Consider the following 25731-nt stretch of genomic DNA (forward strand, 5'->3'; position numbering starts at 1 on the left):
CCGATCGGTCGCGTGCTGGACAAGCCATCGACCGGTCGCTCGGACACGTTCGGCGTCCACGCGACAGGCAGCAGCCGCGATGTGTTCATTGGGATGGATCGGAACATAGAGGTCATGGAACGCTCCGGCAAGATCGCCTGGAACGGCGGATGGATCGGCGAAATGCGTATCCAAGACGGCGGCGACGTCAGCACCGCTGCGGCGCCGATCCTCCGGCTCTCGAGGACGGGACTTCCGACCTCGGTGCTGTCCATCATCCGGATACGGCTCACCGTCACGGAGAAGAGGCGCGTCGGGATCCTCACGATGCATCCGCAACGCATGATCAAATAACGACAGCTGAGGTCCGAGCAGCCCGGGCTCGGGTGTCACGCTCACCGGCGGACAGAGGACTCGATTCTTTCGATCATGTCCGGATCATGCCAGGCACTTCAGCCGACCAGCAACCCCGCGCCGGATTGGTTGACCTCCCGGCCACGTGGCCATCGGGGCGAGTGGGCTATGGCCGACGCCGATGAGCACCGCCCGAGGTGACCGGCAGCCGATGGATCAATGCCGCCAGTCGCCTAAGGCGAGGGGAAGGCCGCCCGGCTCGCGGGCCCGACGAGCGGCAGTCCGGAAGACGACGGATACTCGCCTGATGACTGGACCGGATCTCGACCCCGAACAGTATCCGCCCATCGACCCGCGTGAACCGGTGCCCGACGACGTGGGCGTCCTTCTGCCTGGCGCGCCGGACGAACTGCCCGAAGCCCCGGCCGAACCGACGCCAGACGACGGTGGCAACGCCGGCGGCGTGCGCGAGCCGGCATAGATCCGTCGGCGATCGAGCGCGACACCAGCCCGACCGCCGATGCCGGCGCTCAAGACGTCGGGGCGCCGCCCAGCGGATCCGCATACGCCGCCGGCTACTGCGAGCCCGGTTTGGGGAGCAAAACATGCCAATGGGGCTCATCATGGGCATCTACACCGACGCCGGCTCCGGTCGGCACAACGACGTCTGGCCCAAGACCTGGAGCGTCGACTACCTGCGCGTCTACAAGAAGGACGGCGGCTACCCGGTGTCCTATCAGCGGCTGAAGAACCGGCAGACCGGCCAGTACGTCAAGGACGACGGCAGCGGCACCGCCAAGTACGTCGCCGCTTCCGGCACCGACCAGTCCGCTCAGTGGGCCGTCGAGAACGTCGACGGCTACGTCCGGCTCAAGAACCGCGCCACCGGCAACTACCTCCACGTGGAGAACCAGACTGGCACCGTGCAGACCGGGACGGTGCCCGGCACCTACTGGTCGGCGCAGTGGAGCCAGGAGTCCGTCGACGGTCACCTACGCCTGAAGAACCGTTGGAAGGGCACCTACGCTCATACCGAGAACATGACCGGCAGCGTCCAGTACGGCGCCGCGCCCGCCGGCTGGTGGACCAGCCAGTGGACGCTCGAACCCGGCTCCTGACGAACCGCGAGAGCCGCAACCAGCATCCCCCACTCTGAGTTCTCGCAGGTCAAAGGCCATCTCCCGGGTTCGGGAGGTGGCCTTTATGCTGCGCCTGGGTGCCCACCGCTGGCCCGCCGGACGGAGCGGGGATCACCCTGGCGAGGGAGGCCGGCCACCAGGTGCGCGGTGCGATGGTCGGGCCACCACCGGCTGTCGCCGGAGGACGAGGAGGCGTCGGTGGCGGCTGTGGCCGCGCAGGGTGAGACTGGGTGATGACGATGACGAAGCACGCCGTCCAGGCCGCACGGATGTTCGACGGCGAGCGCCTCGTGGACGGCGGAGTGCTGGTCCTGCTCGACGGCGGCCGCATCGCTCCCGATGCTGATTAAGCCAGACGCGCGCCCGGATCCGGACGGCCCACCGGGGTACGACGGGTCAGCATTCACCAGATCAATCCTCGCCGGACACGATAACCCGGCGATTCGCCCCGCCGCCTCCCCGCCGACGCAATGCATCACGACCGCGACGCTCATAGCCTGTTGGAGCGGCCGGGTCTCGATCTGGACCCCAGCCGCCTGAGGAGAGAGGCAACGCCGTGCGAGCAATCCCGCTGTTCGTCGTGGCACTGGTGCTCTGCGGGTGTACTGCACCAGCCCCGCCCGCCGCCGGCCCGGCCTCGCCGGCCGGGTCGGCGCCGGTGCCGTCGGCGCCGGCCGCGTCGCCGCCGGTGCCGGCCTTCCAGCAGAGCCTGCCCGGCAGCGCCCGGCGCGAGTGCGTCGCGGTGCCCGGCGACGCCACGCTGGTGCGCTCGGGCGACTTCATCGCCGGGGACTTTGTGGAGTACCGCCGGCAATGGCATCCTGACCTCGGCCCCGACCTGGGCAAGCTGTTCTGGCTGCCGGCCCGCCCCCAGCTCAACGCTGCGCTCACCGTGACCGCGACCTCCGGCGGCCGCACCGAGACCTACAGCGCCGGCTCGCTGGCGACCAACGACGCCGGGCAGGCGATGTACCCCAGCGGCATCCCGTTGCCGGCCGCCGGAACGTGGAAGCTCGTCGCGCAGGCCGGCGACGGGTGGGGGTGCTTCGAGCTGACACTGCTCTGACCGGCGTTCGGCGCGCGCCCGGGCCCAGCTCAGCGGACAACACCAACGCCAGTCAGCTCCGATCCCAAATGAACGGCTACGTCAAAGACGGGGCGCTCAACAGCTACCACGTCTCCTGCGCCAGGGCCATCGCCGACATCACCCGGGACCGTGGCCTGGACAAGCGGGCGGCGCTCATCGCCATCACCACCGCGATCGCCGAAAGCAGCCTGCACAACTACACCGAGCCCAACGACTTGGCGCGGCGGCCGGTGCGATCGAGAGCTGGCGGGACGTGACCCGCATCAGCAGCAGGAAGGCCGCTCGGCATCTCCGAAGTCGAGTCCAGCGATCCGGTAGGAAGGCCGCGCTGGCGTGCTCGATGAGCGCCAAATAACACCCGGTACCGACAAGTCAACCCGCCGTGATTTGGGCAATCGGCATCAAGGGCCGGCTGCCGCCCTGGCGCATCCGGGCTGACGCTCTACATTGACATCTGACGTCATGTGCTAATTGTGCTGATAGCTTGGCTCGTCGGCGTCCCCAAGGGAGTGCACATGCCCAACGTGGCCCTCATCGCCGGCCCGGTAGTCGACCTGGCTTCCGCTGCGTCGGCCCTGGCAGCCACCGGCCTACAGGTCGTCAGCGCAGGCAACGTCTTCCGCCAACACGTGCAGCAGCAGACTCCGCTGGGCGAAGAGGCGAACGGGTATATGCAGGCCGGACATCTTGTCCCGGATGAGCTGATGGTCGGAGTGGTCGCTGAAGCCCTAGCCAACGTCGACGGCGGCTGGGTGCTGTACAACTTCCCTCGCAAGATCCGTCAGGCCGAGTTGCTGACGCAGAGCGGTCACGGGCCCGACACAGTGATCGAGCTCGTCCTGACTGAGGACCAACTCCGTCTCGCCGTTCACCGCCGGGTAGAACGACGGATAGAACTGGACCCCCAGCAAGCCGAGCGACGCCAGGAACTCCTGCTCATGTACACGCATTCACAAGAGAACCACCAAGAGCAGATCGAGCCGTTGCGCGCCTATTACCGGACCCACGGCCTGTTGCAAACCGTCAGTGGCTTCGGCGACCTCGAAGACGTAGCAGCCAGACTGATCCCAATCGCCTCCGATGGCCAACGCCACCCGTGAGATCGGGCAGGTAGCGAAGCTGGGCCCGCAGCCGCAGCCGCAGCCGCAGCCGCAGATCGCCGCTGAGAGGTCGCTATTGGGCGACCGCTTGCCGTCGGACCTCGGCGCCTGAACACTTCCCCGCCTGATCGGCAATGTCAGGGTGAAGCGCGGACTTTGCCGAGGAGGGCCATGGATTCGGATGCGGATTTGATAGGCCGGTCGCTGGATGGCGATGTCGACGCCTTCGTGGAGGTGGTCGAGCGCCATGAGGCCGCCGTCGGTTCGTACCTCGTTCGCCGGGCGGGGCGGGATGCGGCTGAGGACCTCCTGGGCGAGGTTTGGGTTGCGGCGTTCGAGTCGCGGCGATCGTACGACCGGTCGTACAACGATGCGCGGCCGTGGCTGTACGGGGTGGCATTGAATCGCTTGCGACGCTACTGGCGGTCCCGGCCGGCCGAGGACCTGGTCGCGGACGTACCGGACGTGGCTACTGGATGGGATCCGTGGTCGGCGGTGGACCTCGGCATGGACGCCCGGGCGGTGCTCCGGTCGGCCCTCACGCGGCTCAAACCCGAAGAGCGGGAGGTCCTGAGGCTCGTCGCCTGGGAGGACCTGACCGCAGCCGACGCCGCGCGGGCACTCGGCATACCAGCGGGCACCGCGCGGCGGCTGCTGAGCCAGGCCAGGACGGCAGTGCGCGACGCCCCGGGGGTGTCCGCGCTTCTGAAGGACCGCAACAGCACGAAGGAGAGACACCGATGACCGACGAGCTCGATCTGGTCGGTGCGTTGGGCAGCGCAGAACCACTACGCCCGGAGGCGTATCAGCGGGCGCGGGCGGTGCTGCGGGCGGCTATGGCCGACCCCGGAACCGTGCGGCTGCTGGGCGCGATATCAGCGGAGAACACGACTATGGAGGCGACTTCAACCATGGAAACGACGACAACCACGCGGGACCACGAATCCAGCCCGGCGATTCAGCGCCGCCGCCGGATCGGTATCGCGGGCCGATTGGGCATCGGCGCCGGGGTGGGGGTTGCCGCCGCGGCGGCAGTCGTCGCTGTGGTGCTCAACTCGCCGGCGACCGGGGGCATCGAGGCCGGCAAGGATTCGTCAGCCGCCACCTCGAGCTCGACCACCGTCGACGGGTCCGCAGAGCGCGCGCCGCTGATGACCCTGGCCGGGTCCATCAAGACGGTTACCCCGTCGGCGGGCGACGCGTGGCTGGTGAAGGCGACGCAGGTCCACGGCACCAAGACCATGCAGGTCGTCTACACGCTGTACACCGACGATCACGCGATCTATACGGGCAACAGCGTGAAGGACATCAAGCGTGCGATCGCCCGTCACCAGGACCAGATGACGGACGGCGGCTACGCTCCGCTCCTCAAGGCAGCCGTCGCCGCGGCGGACAGCAGCCCGGCCGACGGCCGGACCCAGATGCTCAAGGCAGCCAAGGATCCGCTGGTGGGCCTCGACCCCGCAGCGCAGAAGGCGGTATGGGACAAGCAGCAGGCGTCCGCGCAGGTGATCATCAAGCAGAAGGGCGGCAACGCCAAGCCGAAGCCGTACAGCCCCCAGGCCGTTCAGCGGCACTTCGACAACGCCCTATGGACCTACAGCACCCAAGCGCTGTCCGCTGGCGACGGCAACACGCAGGTCCGGGCCGGCGTGCTGCGTCTGCTGTCCACCATCTCCGCGGTCAGCGTCAAGAACTCGACCACCCACGGCAAGGCCACGCTGACGATCACCGCCAGCCCCGAGGTGTTCGGCGGCGAGGCTGGCGAGGTGCTGACCATCGACGCCACGACCGGCATGCTGGTCAAGGACATCTCCACCGTGCCGGGCCTCCCCCAGGCCTCCACGACGTACGAATCCTCCCGCGTGACGAAGGCCGACCTGTAGGCCGGGAACTCCCACCCGCCAGCGGGCGTAACGCGCCCGGCGATCGATAACGGTGCGGGCCGCCCAGAGGCGGCCCGCACCGTCGTTTTGTTGTTCGCACGGCCCGCGCCTGACTGCGATGATCGACGCGTGACGTACATCCCGGACCTGGCGCCCTGTGACTACTACCCGGGCGCCCCGGACGCCATTGCCATTGGTTGGCTGGATTCGAGCATGCCCTTTACTGCAGGAGCCTGCCCGCGAGACGACTTGCACAGAGCTTGTAAGTGAGTAATCCCGGACGTCGCAAGATCCGGAACATGCACCGAATGATCAGGATCATCGGCCGGGAGTCGGTGGACGAATGTCCTGGCAGGACGGGAGGTGGCGCGGGCGGCGCTATCTCCTTCCTGAACCGTGTGCGTCTGATGCCGCCTGGGGCGCGTCCGGGTTACGGCATCAGCCGACCCAAGATCATGTCGATCTCAGGTCGTCTTAGGTGGACCAGCAGTGACTACCAATGACCGGCTAGGACTCTTCATGCCCAGGTCACGAGGCGTCTCGTCCACTTGATCGACTGTGCCCATCGCCGGCATCAATACAAAGCCAAGTGTTGAACGCTTACGCGTGCGGCGGGGGAGCGAGCCAAGCCAGGGGCTGTCCGCTGAGGGCGGCGTCGGCAAGGCGGTGGGCGCTGGCGGTCTTCAGAGCCGCTCGTGAGCTGTCGATCCAGCGCTGCACGTTGTCGACGCCTTGGTGGCGGTACTCGACGGCTTGGACGAGGCATTCCAGCTTGTCAGCGTCACGAGCGACGACGGCTTCCAGTGTCTCGCCAGCTTCGTACTCGGCGACGGCGGCGGTGATGACGTCGGCGACGGCTGGGGGACAGGCGGCGACCTGGTCGGCGGTGACGGCGGTGTTGGGTACGGCGGTGAGATAGCGCTTGGCGATGTGTGGGATGTCGGTGATTCGGGTTTCCTGAGTGTCGTGCAGGGTGCAGAGCATCGACACTCGGGCTGGGTCGGCGCCCTCCATGGCGGCGAGCATCATTCCGATGAGCGCCGTTCGGAAGGAGTGCTCGGCGATGGACTCGGGTTGCTTGACGCCGGCGAACCACCATCCGGTCCGGGCAGCGCGTTTGAGGACGCCAGCTTCGAAGATGAAGTTCATCGCTCCGGCGGCGTCGTGATCGTCGGTCATCTGCCCGTCCCTGTGCCGGTGAGTCCGTCCGCCCGCAGGCTGTAGACGATAGAGGTTAGTTCCTGCCGCGACTGTGCGGAGATCCGGTCACTGTCCAGGAGCGGGACACTGCGGTCGAGGAGCGCCCGAGTCGCGGCGGGGTTGTCGAGAGCGAGACCGCGTCGTGCGGCCAGCAGAGCCCAGACATTGTGGATGTTGAGGTCAACGAAGGAATGCCCCGGATTGAGGCGATGAACCAGGTGCCGAAGAAGGATTGAGCCATTCCAGTCAGCGAGCGCTTCGGGCATGAAGGAGTCGTCGCGGTGGCGGTACGGGATCTCGCCCACCCAGTAGGCCGAGTAGTTGAGAGCCGCTCGCTCGCAGGAGTCATCGGGATGCGCGCGAGCGATGAAGTCTCGTAACGGTTCCGGGTCGCCCTGGTTAGCGAGGGACGTGACGACGGAGCGAGCGTCGGGCCACAGCGGTGACCAGGTGTGAAAGGTGGTCGTGCGGTGTGATCGGGCGGTGGTCTGGGTGAGCCAACCTGCTGCTGCCTTCGTGGGGTCCATGCCGGCAAGGAAGCAGGCTTGCCGGTGCAGCAGCACGTTCCGATGCCGTCCGGCTGCGGCGCGATCGGCGAGCACGTGAAGGTGAGTAAAGAACGCACGTTGCTCGTCGACGGGCAAGGTTGGCCCGGACGCGACTGGACCCCGTCGGGGATGGGCGATGGGTAGCCCTCGGGCGAAGGTCGGTGTCTGCCCGAGGACGGCCCAGAGGATCAAGTCGGTCAGACGGTGGGTGAGTACGGACCAGCCCAGCGGCTGTTCGGCGATGTCGCAACGGCCCACATTCTCGTTGAGGACGGCGGCAAGGATGAGATCCGCCTCAGCGGCGTCGTCAAGTGCTGCGAGCAGGGTTGTGTTCGCGCCGAGCCGTCCGAGCCGGCGTCGAACGGCGATCGCCTGCCCGAGCGGTACCGCGGTGAATGGTCGGCGCCCGGACTCCCAGCTCTGCACGGTCACGCGATCGACGTCCAGGTCGACGGCGAGCTGCTCCTGCGTGAGCGGGATGGACTCCCGGATCAGCTTGAACAGGTAGCCGGTCACCTCGCCGCGATGTGGTGCTGATCGTCCGTGACCTTTCATACGTCATCCCTACGTTGACCCGTGGTCGACGTTTCGCCGTGAAACCACTGCTGCGGCGGCTCATCTGGCCTGCTCACTCGTACTGCGGGTGAGTCCCACCGCCGCCGTCGTGATCGTAGCGTCGCAGTTACCGAACGTTCCAGATTTGATCCCGTCGTTTCGGGGTCGGCCGTGGAGTGCTGCCCGGTGGAGGGAGCCAGTGATGGGGGACAGGACACCACCATGGCGACGAGTGACCTACGACCAGTACCTGATCGCCGTCGCGATGACCCTGGACGGCGACACCGCCCGGCTTGGTCGTGGCAGAGGTGGAACTGGGTCTGCCGCTGTGGGGCGGAACTGCCCTGTCACAGCCGACACCGCATTCCGATCAACCGGGGGCACTGGCCCGCCGAGGAGGAGCAGTGAGCAACGATGCGGAGCGGCAAATCCTGGTCGTGCACCTGCTCGCTAACGACGGCCTGTGCACCGGTTGCCGGGCGTGGTGGTCGCGGCTCACGCCGTACCCATGCTGGCAGGTGGACTGGGCGACCAGCCGGCAGGCCCGGTCGATGACGGCGGCGCTGCTCGGAGGTCGCACATGACCACGCACGGCCCGGTGCTGCCGATCTGGAGCTGTGGCGGCTGCGATGCGCCCTGGCCCTGCCGTACGCGGCAGCGCGAGCTACGCGCCGAGTTCGACGACGCTCCGATCTCCCTGGCTCTCTACCTAGGTGCGCAGCTGGTGCGGGCCTCCGAGGACCTGACCTGGGTGCCGGCGGGTGCGCTGCACAGACGCTTCCTCGGGTGGCTTCGGTGAGCATCCTGCGGCCGGGTGACGAGAAGTTCCACTACAGCGACGGCTCCCACAAATGGATCCCGCCGGACCCGGACTACGACCAAGAGGTCTGGGACGAGCAGGTCCGGCAGCACAAACACAGCCACGTCCGGAACGAGCGTCCGAAGGTCCGCATCCAGCGTCTCGTCTGACGCCAGCCGTACAGCAGCGAAGTGCAGCAACGGTCCCGGCCGAACCGGCCCGAAAGGCGCGTCAGCAGGCCGTCTGACCTCGCATCAAGCCCGATCCAACCGGGTTGCCGAGAGTTCACACCGAAGAGGTCGCTGGTTCGATACCAGCATCGCCCACTGTCAGTTCCGCAGGTCAGAGGCCGCTTCCCGGGTTCGGGAGGTGGCCTTTCTGCTGTCGTGCAGCGGCTAGTCCTGCAACGGCGTCAGTGGCCGAGTGAATCGCCAGGCGCTTGAGCGAGTCTCTGGTCGCCTTGTTCGAGACCTGCATCCGGGAGGTCGCTGCGGTTCTTCGGGTCGACGGCGCGACACTGCATCCGAACGAACCGTCAATGCCACCGCGTGCCACGCCTGCCACAGGACGGCGGAGGTTCGAAGAGGCCCGCCCGCTGTCGAGTTGCCGGAGAGGCAGCTCGGGCTCGGCGTCGTGGCCTGTGGTCTAGGTGCTCGCGCCGCGGCCGAAGGAGCGGCGGTAGGCGGTCGGTGTGGTGTTCACCGTGGTGCGGAAACGGCGGCGCAGGTTGGTGGCCGTGGATAGGCCCACTCTGGTAGCAATTGTCTCGACCGGCAGTTCGGTCTCCTCCAACAGGGCTCGCGCGGCCGTGATGCGTTGCTGGAGCAGCCACTGTCCTGGGCTGATACCCAGTTGCGCGGTGAATCTGCGGGCGAGTGTGCGCGGGGACATTTTGGCCTGTGCGGCGAGGTCGTTGACGGTGAGCGGCTCGTGCAGTCTCTCCGCGGCCCAGTCGAGGACGGGGGCCACGGACACCGGGGTACGCGCGGTCAGGGGTGTTGCCGCGTACTGCAGCTGCCCGCCCTCGCGATGTGGCGGCATGACCATGTGCCGGGCGATCTGATTGGCGTGAGCGGCGCCGTGGTCATTGCGGACCAGGTGCAGGCACAGGTCGATGCCGGCGGCGGTGCCTGCGCTGGTCGCGACGTCGCCGTGGTCGATGTACAGGCTGTCGGCTTCGACGTGCACGCCCGGAAACTGGGCAGCGAACTCGGCGGCCATCCGCCAGTGAGTGGTCGCCCTGCGCCGATCGAGCAGCCCGGTGTGGGCGAGTAGGAAGGCGCCGGAGCAGATGGCGACGATGCGGGCGCCGCGTCTGTGGGCGCGCTGCAGCGCATCGATCACGGTGGGCGGAGCGGGCTGCTCGCGGCGTTGCCAGCCGGGGATCACCACCGTGTCCGCGGTCTCGAGCGCGTGCAGCCCACTGGTGACCGCCATGTCGTATCCCGCCATCGTGGACACGATGCCCGGTTGCTCGGCACACACCTCGAACCGGTAGCTGACTGGTAGGCCGGGGCGCTGCACGCCGAACACCTCAGCGACACACGCCAGTTCGAACGTGGACTGCGGCGGCAGGACGAGGGCGACCACCCGATGAATGATCATGGCAAGAATGTACCTGGCAACGTCATTCCAGACACTGGCCGGTAAGGGCCGACACGACGATCATGACTGCGTGACGCATGAATCCGATGATGTGCAGATCCTGCAGGTCGATGAGGTGGAACCCGTCGAGGTCGTCCCCGGCATCGTCGGACGGCGCCTGCCGGCGACCGAGCGGGCCCGTGGCTGGATGTACGACTTCGCCCCGGGAACGGAGTGGCCAGAGGTGGACGTGCACGACGGCGAAGAGCGCTACTACGTGGTGTCGGGCGAGTTCATCGATCGGGGCCACCGCCTGGGCCCCGGCAGTTACGTGGTGTTTGCTCCGGGCAGCACGCACCGCCCGCGTACCGAGACCGGCGCACGCATGATCGGCATCAGCATCGTCGCGATGTAGCCGGCGGTCCCGAACGCGCCGTCGGAGATCGGGCTCGCGACCTGGTCGGCGACCCAAGGACGGAAACTCGGCTCACATGGCGGTCGAAACAATCCACAGTGGCTGCTCAGCGCACCTCAAGACTGCACGTGCAACCCGAAACGTCCTACAACCTCCAGCTAGGAGCGGTAGATGAGGAAGACCCTGGCTCTGGTCATGGCGACGGTAGTTCTGGCCGGGGCAGTGTCTACCAGTGGCGCTGCGCAGGCAGCCCCCGACCCAGACACCGCGCGAGCCGCCAGCCGTGCCATTGGCACCGCTCCAGCGCCGCACACCCCCAAGCCGGACCTGAATACCCCGCCGGTCCCGAGGCCCAAGCCGTTCGAGGAGGCCCCGCCCAGCATTGCGCCGCACAAGGCAGTCACTCCGCCCGACTTTGGACCGGGCGAACGGATCCTCTCGGCGTACCACCGGGGAAAGCTTTCCCGGGACGACGCGGTGCGGTACGGACTCACCGCGCTTCGCTCGCCCCGGGCAGTACCCGCCCACCTACGGCAGACCGGTGCCATCCGCGACCCGCAGCGGTACCTGACCTACCTCTCGATGCTGGCAGCGAACGCTGAGCCCGAGGCGGCGAGGATGATCGCGCCGGACGTCGCCGCGCCGGCTGCCGCCCCTGCGGCGGCCGGCTACGACGACTGCGCCGCGGAGCCGTTCGACTATCTCGGTGTCACCTACCGCTGCCGGGCATCTGCCGGCGAGTTCCTCATCCTGTTCAACATCGCCGGAGCAGGCGGGCCGGGCATTCCGGCGGACTACCATTCCAACGGGCGGGCCAAGGCGGTCCAGCACCTGCTGAATTCGCTCGCGATCGCTGTCGACGAGTATCGCGAGATGGGTTACCCGCTGCCGGTGCGCGACGGCAAGCCGTGGGTGTTGGTCTACGGCGTTGACGAGATCCCTGTCGTCGGCGGCCTCGGGTTGGAGATTGACGCGCCTTTCGTGTTGCCGTTCGGGCTCAATCAGCAGGCCACCATGCTGGTGCCCAACGGGCAGGACGACTGGGATTACCTGCCCCGGCATGAGCTGTTCCACGTCATGCAGTACCAGTACTGGGACAAGTCTGACGTCAGCCTCGATTTCCTTGCCACCTTGGTGCGCGGTGAGGAGTTCGGTTCAATGAACTGGTGGATGGAGGCCACCGCCGAGTGGGCCGCCCACCAGACCTACGCCCGCGAGCCGTACGTGCCCATCCCCGGCGAGGAGAAGCTGTATGCGCGCAACGTCTACGACGTGCTCAGCAAACCAGGGTCGGCGCTCAACTCGTGGGGCGGCCTGGCAGAGGGCCCGCAGTACGGCGCATTCCTGCTACCCACGTACCTTACCGAGCAGATCGACCCGGTCTTCGTGCGGCGGACCTGGGAAAGCATCCGGGACCACGACCATCTGCCGATCGAGGCGATCCGGCACGCCGCGCAGGGCTACGGCCTGAACTTCAAGGACATGCTGCTGGGCTACCACATCGCCAACTATCGGCTGGCCAAGGCGAACGCCGCCCCCGCCCCGACGGTGGACGCGTGGCGCAGCTACGGCTACACGGATTCCGACACGAAACTGTGGCGTGACAACATCTCCTCCCTGAGTGGGACGAGCGGCGACGTTCTTGGCGGCGCGAGGCCGGCCCGCAAGAGTCACTCGACACCCGCTGGCATGCACGTGGAGTACCAGGACATCCTGCGTAAGGGCGGCGCCGTCTACCATGATTTCCGGGCCGTTCAGAATTCTGGCGACCCGGGCTGCGGGTACTGCTCGACGCTGCTGATCGACACGGGCAAGGATGCCAACCGCAGCTCCGCGGTGGTCATCTGGTCGCCGGCTGGCAGCGCTGGCACGCAGGTGAAGTACCCGAGCATCCAGACGGTGCGCTACCCCGACGCCGGCGGTCTGATCACCGTGGCGGACTTCGCGTACCCCATGGTCGCCACCCTGGTGACGACCTGGACCGAGCTGGACATCCACTCCGCCGACGCGGACAGCAGCCCGAAGACGTTCAGCACCTACGTGGAGACCACACTGCCGCTCACAGGCCGCTCGTGCGTCCTGCGGCCGCTGTCGGTGAACAGCGTGGAGACCACCGTCGAGCCGGAGGGCACATTCAACCGGTACGCGGCCAGCACGCCGGACGGCTGGACCGGCGGCGACTCCACGTACTCGGTGAAGCTGCCCGACGGGCGGATCGTCTGGCTGTTCTCCGACACCTGGATGGGGCCGCTCAACGGCGACGGCACCAGACCAGTGAGCGCACCGCTGGTGAACAACACGTTCGTGGTGCAGAACGGCGGCAGCCTGACCACGTATCAGGGCGGCACCGCCGGGGCACCCCGGGCGTTGATGCCTCCGTCCGGACCCGGCAAGTGGTACTGGGTCGGCGACGGCCACGTCTCCGGCGGTCAGCTGCAGGTGGTGTACCAGGAGTACGAGCGCTTCGGGTCCGGCGCCTGGGACTGGCGATTCAACCGCAACGTGGTGGCGAACTTCGCCCTGTCCAACCTACGAGCCCCGGTCAGCGTCCGACAGCTGCCCTCGGCCAGCGGCGTCGCCTGGGGATCGGGGCTGCTGCCGGCCAGCCGCAGCGGCGACGGCTACACCTACGTCTACGGCGTGGACGACTCCCCGATCAACAAGCAGATGCGCATCGCCCGGGTGTACGGAAGCGACCTTGCCAGCGGCACCTGGCAGTACCACACGCCGTGGGGCTGGACGTTCCGAGAGCAGAACTCTCGCAACCTGCTGACCGGCATCGCCAACGAATACAGCGTCACCCCCTGGGGCGGGCAGTTCCTCCTGCTCAGCCAGGACAGCACCCTGGCGTTCAGCGGTCAGATCAACGCGTGGACGTCCTGCTCACCGTACGGTCCCTTCACCGACAAAACCCCGGTCTACCGGATGCCCGAACCCGGTCCGTACGGCAGCTACTGGAATCCGAACGTCATCTCGTACAACGCCCACGTGCACGCGGCACTCAGCTCCGGCGACACGTTCATCGCCTCGTACAACGTCAACAGCATGGACACCCGTATCTCCCCCGACGCGGACCACTACCGCGACCCGGGCATCTACCGCCCCCGCTTCTTCCGCTTCACCCTCGGTTGAGCGCTCCTGTGGATTCAAGCGCGACGGCGGTGAGCCTCGGCGAGGCACTTCTCGTAGCTCGCTCCGGATGTCTGGTGCCTCATTCCGTTCGAGGCCGCGCGCACCTCGCCGGAAACAGCGGTGCGGGCCTGGCCAGGGCTCAGTCGAGCAGATAGCTGGCAGGGACCGCGTTGGTGAGCCAGACACCGTTGGCGCTGCGGTGGAACACGTGCCCGTCGGCGGCCATCGCCGCCGCGTCGATGGTGAGGATCACGACCCGACCGGCGCGTCGGGCGCCGACCCGGTGGGCGGTCTCGGTTTCGGCGGAGAGATGGACGTGGTGCCGGCCGCCGCGGTGCAGGCCGGCGGCCCGGATCGACTCCAGCGCGCCGGCGCTGGTGCCGTGATAGAGCCGGTCCGGTGGGGTGACCGGGGGCAGCCCGAGGTCCACCGGGACTGAGTGGCCCTGGTTGGCCCGGATCCGCAGCACCCCGTCGGCGCCGCGCTCGACAGCGAACCGCTGCTTGTCGTTGCCGGCGACGACCGCGTCCAGCTCGGCCCGCTCGATCCGTAGGGCGGCGAGCAGAGCGTCGACGGGAGTCCAACCGGCGGGATCGAGCACCAGGCCGGCCCGCTCGGGATCGTGCCGGAGTGCCTTCGACATCCGTTTGCTCAACTTCACCAGGCGCTCGCGTTCCACGCTGGCATTGTGGTCGATCCGCGTCACTCGAATCGAGAGGTTTTCCGGCGACACCGATCCCGGGTCTTTTCTCCGGTGGGCCTGTCGGGTACGAACCGCCGGCTCCAACCTGTCCACTGCGGAGGCGGGTCACCCCGAAGATCGTCGCGTACCGGACCCTCAAGGAGGCCGGCTTCGGTGCCCGGGGAATCGGCAGGAACCTGGCCGAGGCGAGGGGGCTCAGACCCGGGTGATCCGCACCGCGTCGGCGACCACGAGTCCGGTGCCGCTGGTCCAGCGACTCACGCCGACCTTGTTGCCCGTGCCCGCAGCCAGGGTGAACACGCCGATCGAGACCCACCTACCGCCGTTGGCCCGCTGATTGACGGAGACGGACCTGCTGCCTGTGGTGGTCTCCACAAGGTATGGCGTCTGGTTGTTGTAGCCCGCGTCGGCCGGGTACCAGACTGAGATCTCATAGCTTCCGGTCGCCGGGATGGTCGACCGGAACCAGGCGACGTCGCTGGACGACACCGGACTGGTAAACCGGTAGTCGGTGCCGAACCGTTGGCTGGAGTAGGCCGACGTGCCCCATGCAGTGCTCGCGGTGAACCCGCCCGAGGCGCTGTTGTCGATGGTCGTGGTCCACTGCTGCGGCGGCGGGGTCTGCGTAACCCTCACGTCGAGGTAGTTGCGGTCGATCTTCATCGTGACGCCACCCCACGTCTCGGTGACCTCCCCGGCGTACTGGTGCAAGCGCTGCTGGTTCGCGTAGTAGGCATCGGCGCAGTAACTTCCGGCATCGGTGTCAGCCACCCCGTTCCACCAGGCGATCCAGATCTGGTCGAGTCGCGTGTAGCTCGGGTTGTCGTATGCCTCGCAGACGTCCTTGATGCCGGACGAACCGCTGGAGTACATGCCGGCGAGGTAGCCCCGTACGTGCAACTGCTCGGTCCAACCGGACAGGAACGACAGCACGGCGGCCCGGCACGACGCGTTCGACGGGTACTGCTCGATGTCGTTGTAGATGGTGCTCGCAGTGCCGATGCCCAGTGCCTGGGCGGCATTCGCGGCGCTGTTGGCCGCGGAGACGCCTTGCGACCGGGCGGTGGTGGGATCGGCGGACATCTTCGGCGTGCGGGTGCCGCACGGTGCCTGGTAACCCAGTTCGATGGGGATCAGTCGCCATCCGTTGCTGGTCTGGTTTGCCACCCAGCTTGCGGTGAGGTTGGGCTGGGAACAGGAGCGGCTCGCCCCGCTGATGTAGATGCCGACCGCGCCGTAGGGCGAACTGGCCCGCCACGCGTTCATCGTGGTCTGTGACGGAGCGGCGCAGGTGTCGAATCCCCGGCCGGTGAAGGTGCCGGGTTGCGGGCCGGTGGCCAGCGGCGTCACTGCAGTCGATGCTTGTGTGGGTGTCGCGGCCACAGCAATCGACTGGGCGGGCGCCACGATTGCTGCGGCAAGGATGAGACTCGCCAGCCACCCGGCAGTGACTCTCACGTTGCCTCCGTCTGAAGAAATTATTGCCTGGGAACGGGCAGTGCGAAAGATTTCTACCACGAATCGATGAGTAGCAATAGAGGGCCGCCGCCGACCCGGCGCCGAGGTCAGCCGAGGGGCAGGCCCACGTAGTTCTCGGCCAGGCTGGTGGCGTACGCGCGGGAGCTGGTCAGGTATCGCAGCGTTGCGGTCTGCAGCTTCGTCTCGTACGGGTCGTCGCCGTCCAACCGGTGCAGCATCGAGGTGTGACGATGAACCGCTTCCGGCCGTTGACCCGCTGTCGGTTCGCACAACGCCCGCGGCGTCGTCGGCCTCCTGAGCCCGCCGGTCGCGCAACCGGGGGCGGGTCGACGGCGCCGGAAGGGGACCGGGCGGCGAGAAATGCGCCGCACCGACGCCATCCCGTCCGGGCCCTGACCCGCTAGTGTGTGGAAACAGCGTTTCCATTCATGCCATCACAGGGCAGGGGACCAGCGTGCATCGCAGCCAGGAAGACACCGCCGCCGCGCCGGAGGTCGGCGAGCAGGCCACCACGTTCGGCCCGCTCCAGCTCTCACCGGGCACGACCCGGGCCAACATCAGCGGGTACTACTGGCTGGCGCTGACGTCGATCATGACGTTCACGTTCATCCCGGCCGCGCAGACGGCGCTACTCACCTCCATCCTGGGTGTGCCCAAGGGGGAGCAGGGTTCGATCGTGGGCACCGCTGGGCTGATCAGTGAAATCGTCCTGATCGCGGCGGTCGGCCTGGCCGGTGCCTGGTCCGACCGCCTCGGACGGCGCCCGATCGTGGTCAGCGGTTACATTCTGCTTGGCCTCGGCGTCGGCATGGCACCGTTCGTCGGCTCGGTCCTGCCCTACTACCTGGCCCGGGGTGTCGCCGCCGTCGGCGTGGCGATGGTCACCGTGATGCTCACGGCAGTGGTCGCCGACTACGTCCAGGACACCACCCGCGGCAGGGCCAACGGCATCCTCGGCTTCTGCAACGGTCTCGGCGCGCTCGTCACGTTCTTCGTGCTGGTCAAACTGCCGGACATCTTCGAGGGCATGGGGATGGACACGATCGCCGCGCTGCGGGCGACCTACCTCATCGTCGGCGGGCTGGCCCTGCTCACCGCGATCCTGATGCGGCTCACCCTCCGGGGCGGGCTGGCGACAACGCACTCCGAGCACATCCCGATCCCGAGGCTGCTGCGCGAGGGCGTCGCCGAGATCCGGCGCCCCGGCGTCTCCTTCGCCTACCTCAGCGCCTTCGTCGCCCGAGCTGACCTGGCGCTCGTCGGTGCCTACCTCACCCTCTGGGCACAGCAGTACGGCACCCAGCACCTCGGGCTCAGCGAAGCCGAGGCGCTGGCCAAGGCAGGTCTGTTGCTGGGAGTGGCCAACGGCATCGCGTTGATCGGGGCACCGGCCATCGGCATCATCGCCGACCGGCTGTCCCGCACCGACGCGGTGCTGATCTCCCTGGGGACCGCCGCCCTCGGCTACACCGCCACGATCTTCGTCGGGGACCCGTTCAGCCCGCTCGGCTACGCCGTCGCCGCGCTGATCGGCCTCGGCCAGGTCAGCGCCGTCATCTCCAGTCAGGTGCTGATCGCCGAACAGGCTCCCAGCCGTACCCGGGGGTCGGTCATCGGAACGTTCGCGCTCAGCGGCGGCATCGGCATCATGATCGCGTTCGCCGCCGGTGGCACCCTGTACGACAACTGGCGCCCCGCCGGCCCGTTCGTCCTGTTCGGCATCCTGGCCGGGCTGGCCTGCCTGTACGGCCTGGCCGTCCGATCGAGGATCCCCAACCACCCGGTGGGCTGAAAACCCCAGCCACACCCCGCAGGACGTTTGACGGTGTCCGAATTTATGGAAACACTGTCACATCCAGAGAAACGCAACGGGAGTGCCGGAGGTGGGTGTGCCGACCATGATCGTTGTGGGCGCAGGGCCGGGCGGCCTGGCCTGTGCCATCGCCGCCGCCGACGCGGGCGGCACCGTGCTGCTGTTGGAGAAGGCGCCGGACGTTGGGGGCGCCCTGCCGTACTCGGGTGGGCACCTGTCCGCCGGCGGCTTCTCGCTGCAGCATGAGCGGGGCATCAGCGACGACCCCGAGCGGCACTTCGACGACGTCTGGCGGATCAGCCGGGGCGCCGCACGGGCCGACCTGACCCGGCTGACGTTGCGCGAACAGCCGGCGGTGCTGGAGTGGCTGCTCGCCGCCGGGCTCACCGTCGATCCGGGTACGCCCCGCATCGTGTACGGGCACGAGCCGTACCGCACGCCGCGGACCGTCCACGCCACCACCGTCCCCGGCGGTCCGGCCATTCTGGCCGTGCTGCGCCCGATGCTCGACGCGCATCTGGCCGCCGGCCGCATCGACCTGCGCTGCGAGGTGCGCGTCACCGAGCTGCTGACCGAGGGCGGCGCGGTGGTCGGGGTGGCCACCGCCGACGGCGCGCGGTGGCGGGCACCCGCCGTCGTGCTCGCCACCGGCGGATTCGGGTACGCGCCGGAGCTGTTCGCCGAGCTGGAGGGCGCGCCGCTGACCACCTCGGCGGCGCCCACCTCGACCGGCGACGGCCTGCTCATGGGTCGGTCGGTCGGCGCCGGCCTGCAGGGCCTGGGCCGCTACATCCCCACCTTCGGCGGGCTGCCCCCGGTCGACGGCGACCTTCGGGTCGACTGGGCGCACCGGCCGCACCTGGTGGCGCCGGAGCGGCCGCCCTGGGAGATCTACGTCGACCGCGCCGGAAGTCGCTGGATCGCCGAGGATGAGCCCAGCATCGACCACAAGGAGCGGGTGCTGACCACTGTCGACCGGATGACCTTCTGGACGGTCTTCGACGCCCATGCCCTACGCGAGTCGTACCCGATGGTGCACGGCTGGAGCGCGGCCGAGCTGGACGCCCAGTGCGGCCGGCGCCGCGGCGTGCACCGGGCGTCCGGGCTGGCGGAGCTCGCCGGGTTGGCCGGCATCGACCCGGCGGGGCTGTCGGCCACGGTGGCCCGCTACAACGGTTTCGTCGCCGACGGCCGGGATGCCGACTTCGGCCGAACGTACCTGCCGGCGCCGATCGTCGAGCCGCCGTTCTACGCGCTGGAGAACCATCCGGTCACCCTGATCACGTTCGCCGGCCTGGACGTGGACGAGCTGCTGCGGGTCCGCCGTGCGGACGGCACGACGATCCCCGGTCTGTACGCCGTCGGTGAGGTGATCGGCTCCGCCGCTGTCAATGGCAACGCGTTCTGCTCCGGCATGTGCCTGACCCCGGCCATGGCCTTCGGTCGGCTGGTCGGGCGCCGGCTCGCGGGGACCGCCGGCTGAGCCGGTCTCGGCCGGCCCGTCCACAGCGGACGCAGGATGCGGGCCGAGTCAGTGTGCGAAGGCGAAGCCCTCCGCGCGCAGCTTGCCGGAGCTGATCGGCACGAACGGGGTCCTGATCTCACCCCGGTAGGTCAGCGCGGGCCAGCCCCCGGCGGCGCAGAGCTCGTCGAGGACGGCCTGGTTGGTCTGCGGCACGACCGCGTCCGGTACCGCGTTGAACACGCCCGTGAGGTCGCGGGTCACCACGAAGTCGAGCGCGGCGGCGGCGTCGCGGTAGTCGATGCGGTAGTGCAGGGCCTCGGCCGAGAACGGCACGCTGCCGCCGAGCATCTCGTGGGCCAGCTTCACCCGGGTCGGATAGTCGAGGTCGCGCGGATGCCCGTACACGTCGGGGATCCGCAGCGCGGCGCCGCGCGGGGCGGCCAGCACGGCGGCCTCGGCGGCGGCGAAGTTGCGGGGGGAGGCGTCCGGGTCGTCGGTGACCGGGGTTGCCTCGTCGACCAGCGCGCCATGGCCGGCACCGTAGACCGACACCGAACTGGTGAAGACCACCCGGGGATGCACGGCGGCGGCGGTGCGCGCGGACGCGGTGAGCGTGTCGGCGTACTCGGCGATGCGCTGGTCGGCGTCGAAGGCTCGGGCGATGCGCGGGCTCACGGTGAGCACGACCGCGTCGGCGTCGTGAGTGACCCGCTCGACGGCGGGACGGTCGCTGCCACGGAGGACCGCCACCTCGGTGCAGACGGGGGCCAGCTCGGGCACCCGGTCGGGGGAGGTGGTCGTGCCGATCACCTGGTGGCCGGCCGAGACCCAACGACGGGCCAGCTCCATGCCGACGTTGCCGCACCCGATGATCACGTAACGCACCTGGACCTCCTCATGGAAACGCCGTTTCCACACTCTGCCCCATCTCGGGCCCCCTGCCAAGGCCGTGCCGCCGAACCCGCCCGTCGGCGCTGCGCTGGCCCGGGGAATCGATCACATCGGCCGGAGTCAAATCGCCTGTCGGGCTATTGACAGGAGGGTCGGCCGGCTGCCTTTATGAACCTATCCAATTTTGGAAACTGCTGTTTCCACTAGCGAAACGGCAGCCAGGGGTGCACCGTTCCCCACAGGAAGGAGAGCGGGACCGCAATGGGATTGCTCAGAACTACGGCAACAGCGGTGGGCGTAGCGGCGTTGGCCGCCGCCGCGACCGCGGTCTGCGTGTCCCCCGCGCAGGCGTACGGCCCCACCCCGGGCAACCTGGGATGCCGGCTGTACTTCAACGACGCCGGTACCGGCAGCTCGCCGACGAACTGGGCCGACTCGTTCGGGCTCACTCAGACGCCGGCGACGCCGAGCCCGGGTCAGACCGTGACGGTGACCTTCACCGCTGCGGCCGGTCCGAACAACGGCCCGGTCGCGATCAACCCCGGTGACGTGCCGATCGTCGTGGAGGCGGCGCTGGGTGGCTCACAGAGCGGCCCGGTCACCCTCCAGCAGACCAACTACCCCGCCGGTCCTGTCCCCGGCAACACCCCCACCGGCCCGATCACCGCCACCGGCACCTATGTGGCCGGAGCGACCGGAGCCGCGACGCTCACCGTCAACCGGGTGATCCTCAACAACCCGATCGCCAAGACGTACTGCTCCGCGGCTGGCGACCGGGACCACAAGGCAGCACCGGTCCCGACCTCCATCGTGGAGAGCTTCACCGTCTTCGGCGGCACGGTCTCGGTCACCTCGGTGACCGGCCAGACCGTGACCGGGGCTGCCCGGGCCGGCAACGTCATCAACTACGCGGTGACCGGTCTCGCGCCGTCCACCGCACTGACCGCAACACTGCGCGCGGCCGACGGCACCGGAACGGCCGAAGGCTCCGGCACGGGCACGACCGACGCCGCCGGCGTCGGCACCGGCACGCTCACGGTGCCCAGCGGCGCCACCACGGGAGCACGTACCGTGGCGGTCTCGGACGGGACCAACACGGTCTCCGTCCCGATCACGATTCTCGGCTCGCCGGGCATCGCGATCACTCCCAGCGGTGGCGGCTCCGGCACCGTGGTGACGGTCACCGGCACCAACTGGAACCCGGGCAGCACAGTCACGATCGGCGGTTACAAGGCGCTCACCGGCGCCCCGCCGCCGCCCGCGACGAGCGACCCGGCAACGACGGCCACGGCCGGCGCCACCGGTGGGATCAACGCCACCTTCACCGTCACGGACAGCGCCACCGCGTACATCGGCGCGCAGTCCGGCGCCCTGTTCGCGATCTCCGCGTGGACCGGGTCGGCTGACTCGTGCACCGCCAAGACCGGCTCGGCCACGACCGGCAACTGCACCCTGTCGTACAACCTGTCGGAGACCGTGACCGCCGGAAACCTGTCGATGGCTCGCGCCGCCGGCACCGGCAACATCCCGTTCTCCGGCGTCACCGTCGGCGGCAGCGTGCAGACGGCGACGGGCAACCTGTCGACCGTCACGGTGACCGACCACCGGGGCAGCACCTTCGGGTGGAGCCTCGTCGGCACGGTCACCGACTTCACCGGCACCCCGGGCGGAACCATCGCCAAGAGCAACCTGTCCTGGACACCGGCCTGCGTCGACACCGCGGGCGCGACCAACGCGGTCACCGCGGTGGCCGGCACCCCGGGCACGGTCGACGCGGCGACGCTCTGCTCCGCACCGACCAGCGCCACCGGTACGGGCGGCAGCTTCGACGCCTCAGCCGGGCTGACCCTCTCCGTGCCGGCGAACCAGCTCGCCGGTACCTACGCCGCGACCCTCACGCTCACCCTGAGCTGAGGACCGCATCGAGGTGAGGGCGGTCGGTGCGAGCCGGCCGCCCCCACACCGACCAGTCGAAGGGTGGAACCGCGTGCGTCACCCCCTCTGGCCACGCCGCCTCCGCACCGGTGCGGCAGCCCTCGCCGCCGCAGTCGCCGCTGTCACGCTGACCGTCGTCCCGATCAGGCCGGCCGCCGCTGCGGACAACGGCGAGTGGGCCGTCGTGCCCACCCCGCCGGCCAACGCCGGACCCACCCCCCGGCTCTACTTCTTCCTCGAGTCACCCGCCGGCCGGACCCTCACCGACTCCGTGCGGGTGATCAACCGCACCGACACCGAGCGCACCTTCACCGTGTACGGCGCGGACGCCTACAACACCGCCCGCGACGGCGGATTCGCGCTGCGCCAGCTCACCGAGAAGCAGTCGGACATCGGGGTGTGGACGGTGGTCGGCGCCGGCACCGTGGTGCTCCCGCCCAAGGCGCAGGCCGACATCCCGTTCACCATCACCATCCCCACGAACGCCAGCCCCGGCGACCACATCGGCGGCATCGTCGCGATGGAGTCCGTCCCGGGCGGTCGGAGCGAGCAGAACGGCGTCGCCGTCGCGGTGCAGCGGGCCGTCGGCGCCCGCATCTACCTGCGGGTGGCCGGGCCGGAGATGCCCGGGCTCAACCTCGCCGACCTGGACCTGACGCACCCGACGCCCTGGCTGCCCACGCCGGTCGACGGTGCCCTGGAATACACCCTGGCCAACACCGGCAACCTGCGCCTCGCCCCCACCATCACGGTCACCGCCTCCGGCATGTTCGGCCACCGGATCCACCAGCGTGGCGCCACCCCACAGCTCGACCTGGTCCCGGGCGCCGAGTCGCGGATGCGTACCCGGTTCACCGGCCTGTGGCCGGTCGACGTCGTCACCGCCACCGTGACGGCGAAGGCCGACGGCGGCGTGCTCACGGTGCGGACCACCCGTACCGTCGTCGTCTCCTGGACCGGCGTCGCCGCACTCGCCGCGCTGATCGCCGCCGCAGTCGTGGCCTGGCGCAGGCGCCGCCGCGCCCAGGTGGCCCGCCCCCGGGGCGTCTCACGCGTCCGCGCGCACGCGGAGGTCGGATGACGAGGATCGGACGCACCCTGACCGCCGTCGTGTGCGGGCTGGTCATCGGGCTGGCACTGCCCACCGGGCCGGCGTGGGCAGCCGAGGGACTGACCCTCGCCGCCCCGGCGGCGGCACCGGGCGACCGGCTCGGGGTGAACGGCACCGGCTGGCCCGGCGGCGCACTGGTCCAGCTCGTCACCTGCGGGCAACTCGCCATCGGCGGTTCGGCCTCCTGCGACACACGTGCCGCCCTGGCTGTTCCGGTGCGCCCGGACGGCACCTTCGCGGTGCAACTCGTGCTCGGCACCCCGCCGGTGCCCTGCCCGTGCGTCGTGCACGCCACGCTCGTCGGCGGCACCGCGCGCGGCCAGGTCGACGCGCCGCTGGAACTCACCGGGCACACCATGGGAGAGACCCCCACCGTCTCGGCCGCCCCGGTCCGCCTCGACCTGGTCGAGGCGAGGATCGCCGGCCGACCGGGCTGGCGGAGCCTGTTCGGCGCCGCCGCGACCCGGACCCTCGTCTACACAGTGCACAACCCCGGGCCGCACCCGCTGCCCAACCCGCCCCTCAACGTCCGGATCGGCCGGGACGGCGGCGGCGACCGGGTCAGCACGCCCGGCACCGGCAGTATCCGGCCGGGCGAGACACGCACCTACCGGATACCCGTCACCACCCCGTTCGCCGCGTTCGGCCGGTACACCGTGCAGGCCGACCTGGGCGGGTTCGGCCCGGCCGAGGTGACGCTCCGGACGTACCCGTGGGGCCTGTTCCTGGTGCACCTGCTCGGCGGGACGCTGATCGTCGTGGGCATCGCCCGCCGCATCGCCAACCGCCGCGACCGCCCGCCGCTGCCCGCGATGGCCGCCGCCCCGACCGGCACGCTGCTGCCGTCCGTCGTGCGGGTCGGCTCACTCGGGGCGTACCTCGTCTTCGACGACGCTCCCGGCGCCGGCCGGCTACGTCGACGGGCCAACGCCCACCTGAGCGTCGCCGCGCTGCGGGACCTGCTCGGCGACACCGGACTGCCGAACGCATCCGGCACCGAGGCCGCCGGCACCGCGGTCATCGACCTCACCGCCCTCGACGCGGTGCTCGCCGCCCGCCCAGGCGCGGCCACGCCGGCCGGAGCACGCGCCGGCAACCAGAGCGCCGCCGCCGTGATCGATCTGGCCGCGCTCGACACCTACCTCGGGAGCCCTCGATGAGTCGCGACCCTGGCACCCACACCACCGGCTGGGACCGGGCCCTGACGGTACGGGCGGCCATCGCCACCGTCGCCGCGCTGCTCGCCTTCGTCGGCTGCGGCGCGGTGCTGCCCGGAGTGGGCGGCGCCGACGGCACCGGCGTCGGACCCGGCGTCACCGCCGACGCGGTCACCGTCGTGTTCGTCGGCACCGACCTGACCAGGACGGCGAACCTGACCGGGTTCAACACCGCCTCGGCCGGCGACCCGGTACGCCAGATGCGGGCGCTGGAAAGCCACGTCAACGCCAACGGCGGCATCGCCGGCCGGCGGATGCGAGCGGTCTTCCGCAACTACGAGGCGAGCGACGACTCACCGGCCGCCGAAGAGAAGCTCTGCAACCAGATCACCCAGGACGACCGCGCGTTCGCGGTCGTGCTCACCGGTCAGTTGCAGGCCAACGCCCGCCCCTGCTACGCACAGCGGCACACCCTGGTGCTCGACGCCACCCTGATCACCATCGACCAGGCAACGAACGAGCGCCTCGCGCCATACCTGTTCGCCCCGGCCTATCCCGCGTACGACGACTTCGTGCGCGCGTACCTGCCGGCGCTGGCCGCGCAGGGCTTCTTCGACGGTGCCCGGCAGGCGGGCATCGTCGCGGTCGACGCACCGGCCAACCGCGCGATGTACGAGCAGCACGTGGTGCCGTACCTGAAGCAGCGGGAAATCACCCCGACCGTGGCCTGGATCGACTCCACCGACCTGGGCACCCTCAACACCGGGCTCAACCAGGCCGCCGTCGACCTGCGGGCCAAGCGCGTCGAGCGGGTCTTCTTCCTCGGCGGGACCCGGCTGGCCTCCTTCTTCCTCACCTCCGCCTCCGCGCAGGGCTTCACCGCCCGGTACGGCATCTCCAGCTACGACAATCCCAGCTTCCTGATCGGCAACCCGGACATCATTCCGCGCGAGGCACTGACCGGGGCGGTGGGCATCGGCTTCAACCCCAGCCAGGACGTCGCCGACCGGGAGTACGCCTTCCCCGCCACCGACCCCGAACGAGCCTGCCTGGGCATCTTCGCCGCAGCGGGGGAATCGTTCGGCACCCGCGAGAACGCCCGCGTGGCCTTCCCGTACTGCGACGCGGTCCTGCTGCTGCAGACCGGCGCGAAGGACCTCGGCGCGGACCTCAACGCGCACCGGTGGCTGGCGGCCGTGGGCAGGCTCGACACGCAGTTCCAGCCGGCCACCGGATTCTCCGGGCGGCTCGGCCCGGACCGGTTCGCCGCCTCGAACGGCTACCGGGCGTTCGGCTACGACAGCGGCTGCGCCTGCTTCACCTACCGCGGGGAGGACGTGTCCTTTGCGACCCGATGACAACACCCGCCGGAGCGTCCCGCCGGGCACCGCCCGCGACG

General features: G+C 69.4%; 26 protein-coding genes. 19 read left to right on the top strand and 7 right to left on the bottom strand.

Features of this window, described 5'->3' with window-relative positions:
• Window positions 1-12: 12 nt before the first annotated feature.
• From GA0070619_RS32950 to GA0070619_RS05085, 8 genes are all read left to right on the top strand, one after another.
• On the top strand, window positions 13-333 hold the full coding sequence (locus GA0070619_RS32950; protein ID WP_197699595.1) for a hypothetical protein: 321 nt from the start codon (window positions 13-15) through the stop codon (window positions 331-333).
• Window positions 334-640: 307 nt separating this feature from the next.
• A complete protein-coding gene (locus GA0070619_RS32665; protein WP_172861977.1) occupies window positions 641-814 on the top strand; it encodes a hypothetical protein in 174 nt (57 codons plus the stop codon).
• A 124-nt stretch (window positions 815-938) separates the two neighbouring features.
• Window positions 939-1451, top strand: a complete 513-nt coding sequence (locus GA0070619_RS05060; RefSeq protein ID WP_088946976.1) for an RICIN domain-containing protein — start codon at window positions 939-941, stop codon at window positions 1449-1451.
• Between the two features lie 577 nt (window positions 1452-2028).
• Window positions 2029-2538 carry a hypothetical protein gene (locus tag GA0070619_RS05065; protein ID WP_088946977.1) on the top strand — a complete coding sequence of 170 codons (510 nt, stop codon included), beginning with the start codon at window positions 2029-2031 and terminating at the stop codon, window positions 2536-2538.
• A 68-nt stretch (window positions 2539-2606) separates the two neighbouring features.
• A complete protein-coding gene (locus GA0070619_RS05070; protein ID WP_088946978.1) occupies window positions 2607-2816 on the top strand; it encodes a hypothetical protein in 210 nt (69 codons plus the stop codon).
• A gap of 258 nt (window positions 2817-3074) precedes the next feature.
• Window positions 3075-3659 carry a nucleoside monophosphate kinase gene (locus GA0070619_RS05075; RefSeq protein WP_157743905.1) on the top strand — a complete coding sequence of 195 codons (585 nt, stop codon included), beginning with the start codon at window positions 3075-3077 and terminating at the stop codon, window positions 3657-3659.
• A 171-nt stretch (window positions 3660-3830) separates the two neighbouring features.
• Window positions 3831-4403: an RNA polymerase sigma factor gene (locus tag GA0070619_RS05080; protein WP_088946980.1), complete on the top strand. Its 573-nt coding sequence runs from the start codon at window positions 3831-3833 to the stop codon at window positions 4401-4403.
• On the top strand, window positions 4400-5545 hold the full coding sequence (locus GA0070619_RS05085) for a hypothetical protein (protein WP_157743906.1): 1146 nt from the start codon (window positions 4400-4402) through the stop codon (window positions 5543-5545). Before GA0070619_RS05080 ends, GA0070619_RS05085 begins: the two co-directional genes overlap by 4 nt.
• A gap of 600 nt (window positions 5546-6145) precedes the next feature.
• Here GA0070619_RS05085 and GA0070619_RS05090 read toward each other — a convergent pair.
• The gene (locus GA0070619_RS05090; protein WP_088946982.1) at window positions 6146-6724 is read right to left on the bottom strand and encodes an HD domain-containing protein; all 579 of its coding nucleotides are present in this window, start codon (window positions 6722-6724) and stop codon (window positions 6146-6148) included.
• Window positions 6721-7848, bottom strand: a complete 1128-nt coding sequence (locus tag GA0070619_RS05095; RefSeq protein WP_088946983.1) for a helix-turn-helix domain-containing protein — start codon at window positions 7846-7848, stop codon at window positions 6721-6723. Before GA0070619_RS05095 ends, GA0070619_RS05090 begins: the two co-directional genes overlap by 4 nt.
• Window positions 7849-8252: 404 nt before the next feature.
• Between GA0070619_RS05095 and GA0070619_RS34025 the strand changes: the two genes are divergently transcribed.
• Genes GA0070619_RS34025 through GA0070619_RS32670 form a run of 3 tightly spaced genes read left to right on the top strand, consistent with a single transcriptional unit; the run spans window position 8253 to window position 8817 of the window.
• The gene (locus tag GA0070619_RS34025; protein WP_231927271.1) at window positions 8253-8432 is read left to right on the top strand and encodes a hypothetical protein; all 180 of its coding nucleotides are present in this window, start codon (window positions 8253-8255) and stop codon (window positions 8430-8432) included.
• Window positions 8429-8647 (top strand): hypothetical protein, encoded by a 219-nt coding sequence (locus tag GA0070619_RS05105; RefSeq protein WP_088946984.1) that lies wholly within the window; start codon window positions 8429-8431, stop codon window positions 8645-8647. The genes GA0070619_RS34025 and GA0070619_RS05105 overlap by 4 nt, the downstream gene beginning before the upstream one ends.
• Window positions 8644-8817, top strand: coding sequence for a hypothetical protein (locus tag GA0070619_RS32670; RefSeq protein WP_172861978.1), 174 nt, complete (start codon window positions 8644-8646; stop codon window positions 8815-8817). The genes GA0070619_RS05105 and GA0070619_RS32670 overlap by 4 nt, the downstream gene beginning before the upstream one ends.
• A gap of 475 nt (window positions 8818-9292) precedes the next feature.
• Here the strand turns inward: GA0070619_RS32670 and GA0070619_RS05110 are convergent, their stop codons facing one another.
• Entirely contained in the window at window positions 9293-10252 is a 960-nt protein-coding gene (locus GA0070619_RS05110) for a helix-turn-helix domain-containing protein (RefSeq protein ID WP_088946985.1), read from the bottom strand.
• Window positions 10253-10259: 7 nt separating this feature from the next.
• On the opposite strand from GA0070619_RS05110, the gene GA0070619_RS05115 reads away from it, so the two are divergent.
• Together GA0070619_RS05115 and GA0070619_RS05120 are read left to right on the top strand one after the other, a co-directional pair.
• Entirely contained in the window at window positions 10260-10646 is a 387-nt protein-coding gene (locus tag GA0070619_RS05115) for a cupin domain-containing protein (protein ID WP_197699596.1), read from the top strand.
• Window positions 10647-11123: 477 nt separating this feature from the next.
• On the top strand, window positions 11124-13778 hold the full coding sequence (locus tag GA0070619_RS05120) for a hypothetical protein (RefSeq protein ID WP_231927272.1): 2655 nt from the start codon (window positions 11124-11126) through the stop codon (window positions 13776-13778).
• Between the two features lie 139 nt (window positions 13779-13917).
• On the opposite strand, the gene GA0070619_RS05125 is transcribed toward GA0070619_RS05120, so the two are convergent.
• The 3 genes from GA0070619_RS05125 to GA0070619_RS33745 form a co-directional block, all read right to left on the bottom strand.
• Window positions 13918-14457, bottom strand: a complete 540-nt coding sequence (locus GA0070619_RS05125) for an RNA 2'-phosphotransferase (RefSeq protein ID WP_088951564.1) — start codon at window positions 14455-14457, stop codon at window positions 13918-13920.
• Window positions 14458-14676: 219 nt separating this feature from the next.
• Window positions 14677-15831, bottom strand: coding sequence for a glycoside hydrolase domain-containing protein (locus GA0070619_RS05130; protein WP_231927273.1), 1155 nt, complete (start codon window positions 15829-15831; stop codon window positions 14677-14679).
• Window positions 15832-16046: 215 nt separating this feature from the next.
• Window positions 16047-16178 carry a hypothetical protein gene (locus tag GA0070619_RS33745; RefSeq protein ID WP_269458558.1) on the bottom strand — a complete coding sequence of 44 codons (132 nt, stop codon included), beginning with the start codon at window positions 16176-16178 and terminating at the stop codon, window positions 16047-16049.
• A gap of 236 nt (window positions 16179-16414) precedes the next feature.
• On the opposite strand from GA0070619_RS33745, the gene GA0070619_RS05140 reads away from it, so the two are divergent.
• Window positions 16415-17752 (top strand): MFS transporter, encoded by a 1338-nt coding sequence (locus GA0070619_RS05140; RefSeq protein ID WP_088946989.1) that lies wholly within the window; start codon window positions 16415-16417, stop codon window positions 17750-17752.
• A gap of 106 nt (window positions 17753-17858) precedes the next feature.
• Window positions 17859-19256, top strand: coding sequence for an FAD-dependent oxidoreductase (locus GA0070619_RS05145; protein WP_088951566.1), 1398 nt, complete (start codon window positions 17859-17861; stop codon window positions 19254-19256).
• Window positions 19257-19304: 48 nt separating this feature from the next.
• Here GA0070619_RS05145 and GA0070619_RS05150 read toward each other — a convergent pair whose 3' ends face one another.
• Window positions 19305-20123, bottom strand: coding sequence for an NAD(P)-binding domain-containing protein (locus GA0070619_RS05150; RefSeq protein ID WP_088946990.1), 819 nt, complete (start codon window positions 20121-20123; stop codon window positions 19305-19307).
• Between the two features lie 267 nt (window positions 20124-20390).
• Here GA0070619_RS05150 and GA0070619_RS05155 point away from each other — a divergent pair, with 267 nt between their 5' ends.
• The 4 genes from GA0070619_RS05155 (at window position 20391) to GA0070619_RS05170 (ending at window position 25690) form a co-directional block, all read left to right on the top strand.
• Window positions 20391-22043: a WxL domain-containing protein gene (locus tag GA0070619_RS05155; RefSeq protein WP_172861979.1), complete on the top strand. Its 1653-nt coding sequence runs from the start codon at window positions 20391-20393 to the stop codon at window positions 22041-22043.
• A 73-nt stretch (window positions 22044-22116) separates the two neighbouring features.
• Window positions 22117-23145, top strand: a complete 1029-nt coding sequence (locus tag GA0070619_RS32675) for a WxL protein peptidoglycan domain-containing protein (RefSeq protein WP_172861980.1) — start codon at window positions 22117-22119, stop codon at window positions 23143-23145.
• Complete coding sequence (locus GA0070619_RS05165; RefSeq protein ID WP_088946993.1) at window positions 23142-24335, top strand: hypothetical protein; 1194 nt, start codon at window positions 23142-23144, stop codon at window positions 24333-24335. The genes GA0070619_RS32675 and GA0070619_RS05165 overlap by 4 nt, the downstream gene beginning before the upstream one ends.
• Window positions 24332-25690, top strand: a complete 1359-nt coding sequence (locus GA0070619_RS05170) for a type 1 periplasmic-binding domain-containing protein (RefSeq protein ID WP_088946994.1) — start codon at window positions 24332-24334, stop codon at window positions 25688-25690. Before GA0070619_RS05165 ends, GA0070619_RS05170 begins: the two co-directional genes overlap by 4 nt.
• The last annotated feature ends 41 nt before the right edge of the window (window positions 25691-25731 follow it).

The sequence above is a fragment of the Micromonospora zamorensis genome, from assembly GCF_900090275.1.
GTDB classification, from domain to species: Bacteria; Actinomycetota; Actinomycetes; order Mycobacteriales; family Micromonosporaceae; genus Micromonospora; species Micromonospora zamorensis.

Excerpts from the sequence above, each read along its gene's own strand:
- GA0070619_RS32665 (WP_172861977.1), top strand. The coding sequence starts at position 641 with ATGACTGGACCGGATCTCGACCCCGAACAGTATCCGCCCATCGACCCG.
- GA0070619_RS05060 (WP_088946976.1), top strand. The coding sequence starts at position 939 with ATGCCAATGGGGCTCATCATGGGCATCTACACCGACGCCGGCTCCGGT.
- GA0070619_RS05070 (WP_088946978.1), top strand. The coding sequence starts at position 2,607 with ATGAACGGCTACGTCAAAGACGGGGCGCTCAACAGCTACCACGTCTCC.
- GA0070619_RS05075 (WP_157743905.1), top strand. The coding sequence starts at position 3,075 with ATGCCCAACGTGGCCCTCATCGCCGGCCCGGTAGTCGACCTGGCTTCC.
- GA0070619_RS05080 (WP_088946980.1), top strand. The coding sequence starts at position 3,831 with ATGGATTCGGATGCGGATTTGATAGGCCGGTCGCTGGATGGCGATGTC.
- GA0070619_RS05085 (WP_157743906.1), top strand. The coding sequence starts at position 4,400 with ATGACCGACGAGCTCGATCTGGTCGGTGCGTTGGGCAGCGCAGAACCA.
- GA0070619_RS05090 (WP_088946982.1), bottom strand. The coding sequence starts at position 6,724 with ATGACCGACGATCACGACGCCGCCGGAGCGATGAACTTCATCTTCGAA.
- GA0070619_RS05095 (WP_088946983.1), bottom strand. The coding sequence starts at position 7,848 with ATGAAAGGTCACGGACGATCAGCACCACATCGCGGCGAGGTGACCGGC.
- GA0070619_RS05105 (WP_088946984.1), top strand. The coding sequence starts at position 8,429 with ATGACCACGCACGGCCCGGTGCTGCCGATCTGGAGCTGTGGCGGCTGC.
- GA0070619_RS05110 (WP_088946985.1), bottom strand. The coding sequence starts at position 10,252 with ATGATCATTCATCGGGTGGTCGCCCTCGTCCTGCCGCCGCAGTCCACG.
- GA0070619_RS05115 (WP_197699596.1), top strand. The coding sequence starts at position 10,260 with ATGTACCTGGCAACGTCATTCCAGACACTGGCCGGTAAGGGCCGACAC.
- GA0070619_RS33745 (WP_269458558.1), bottom strand. The coding sequence starts at position 16,178 with ATGCTGCACCGGTTGGACGGCGACGACCCGTACGAGACGAAGCTGCAG.
- GA0070619_RS05145 (WP_088951566.1), top strand. The coding sequence starts at position 17,859 with ATGATCGTTGTGGGCGCAGGGCCGGGCGGCCTGGCCTGTGCCATCGCC.
- GA0070619_RS05155 (WP_172861979.1), top strand. The coding sequence starts at position 20,391 with ATGGGATTGCTCAGAACTACGGCAACAGCGGTGGGCGTAGCGGCGTTG.
- GA0070619_RS05165 (WP_088946993.1), top strand. The coding sequence starts at position 23,142 with ATGACGAGGATCGGACGCACCCTGACCGCCGTCGTGTGCGGGCTGGTC.
- GA0070619_RS05170 (WP_088946994.1), top strand. The coding sequence starts at position 24,332 with ATGAGTCGCGACCCTGGCACCCACACCACCGGCTGGGACCGGGCCCTG.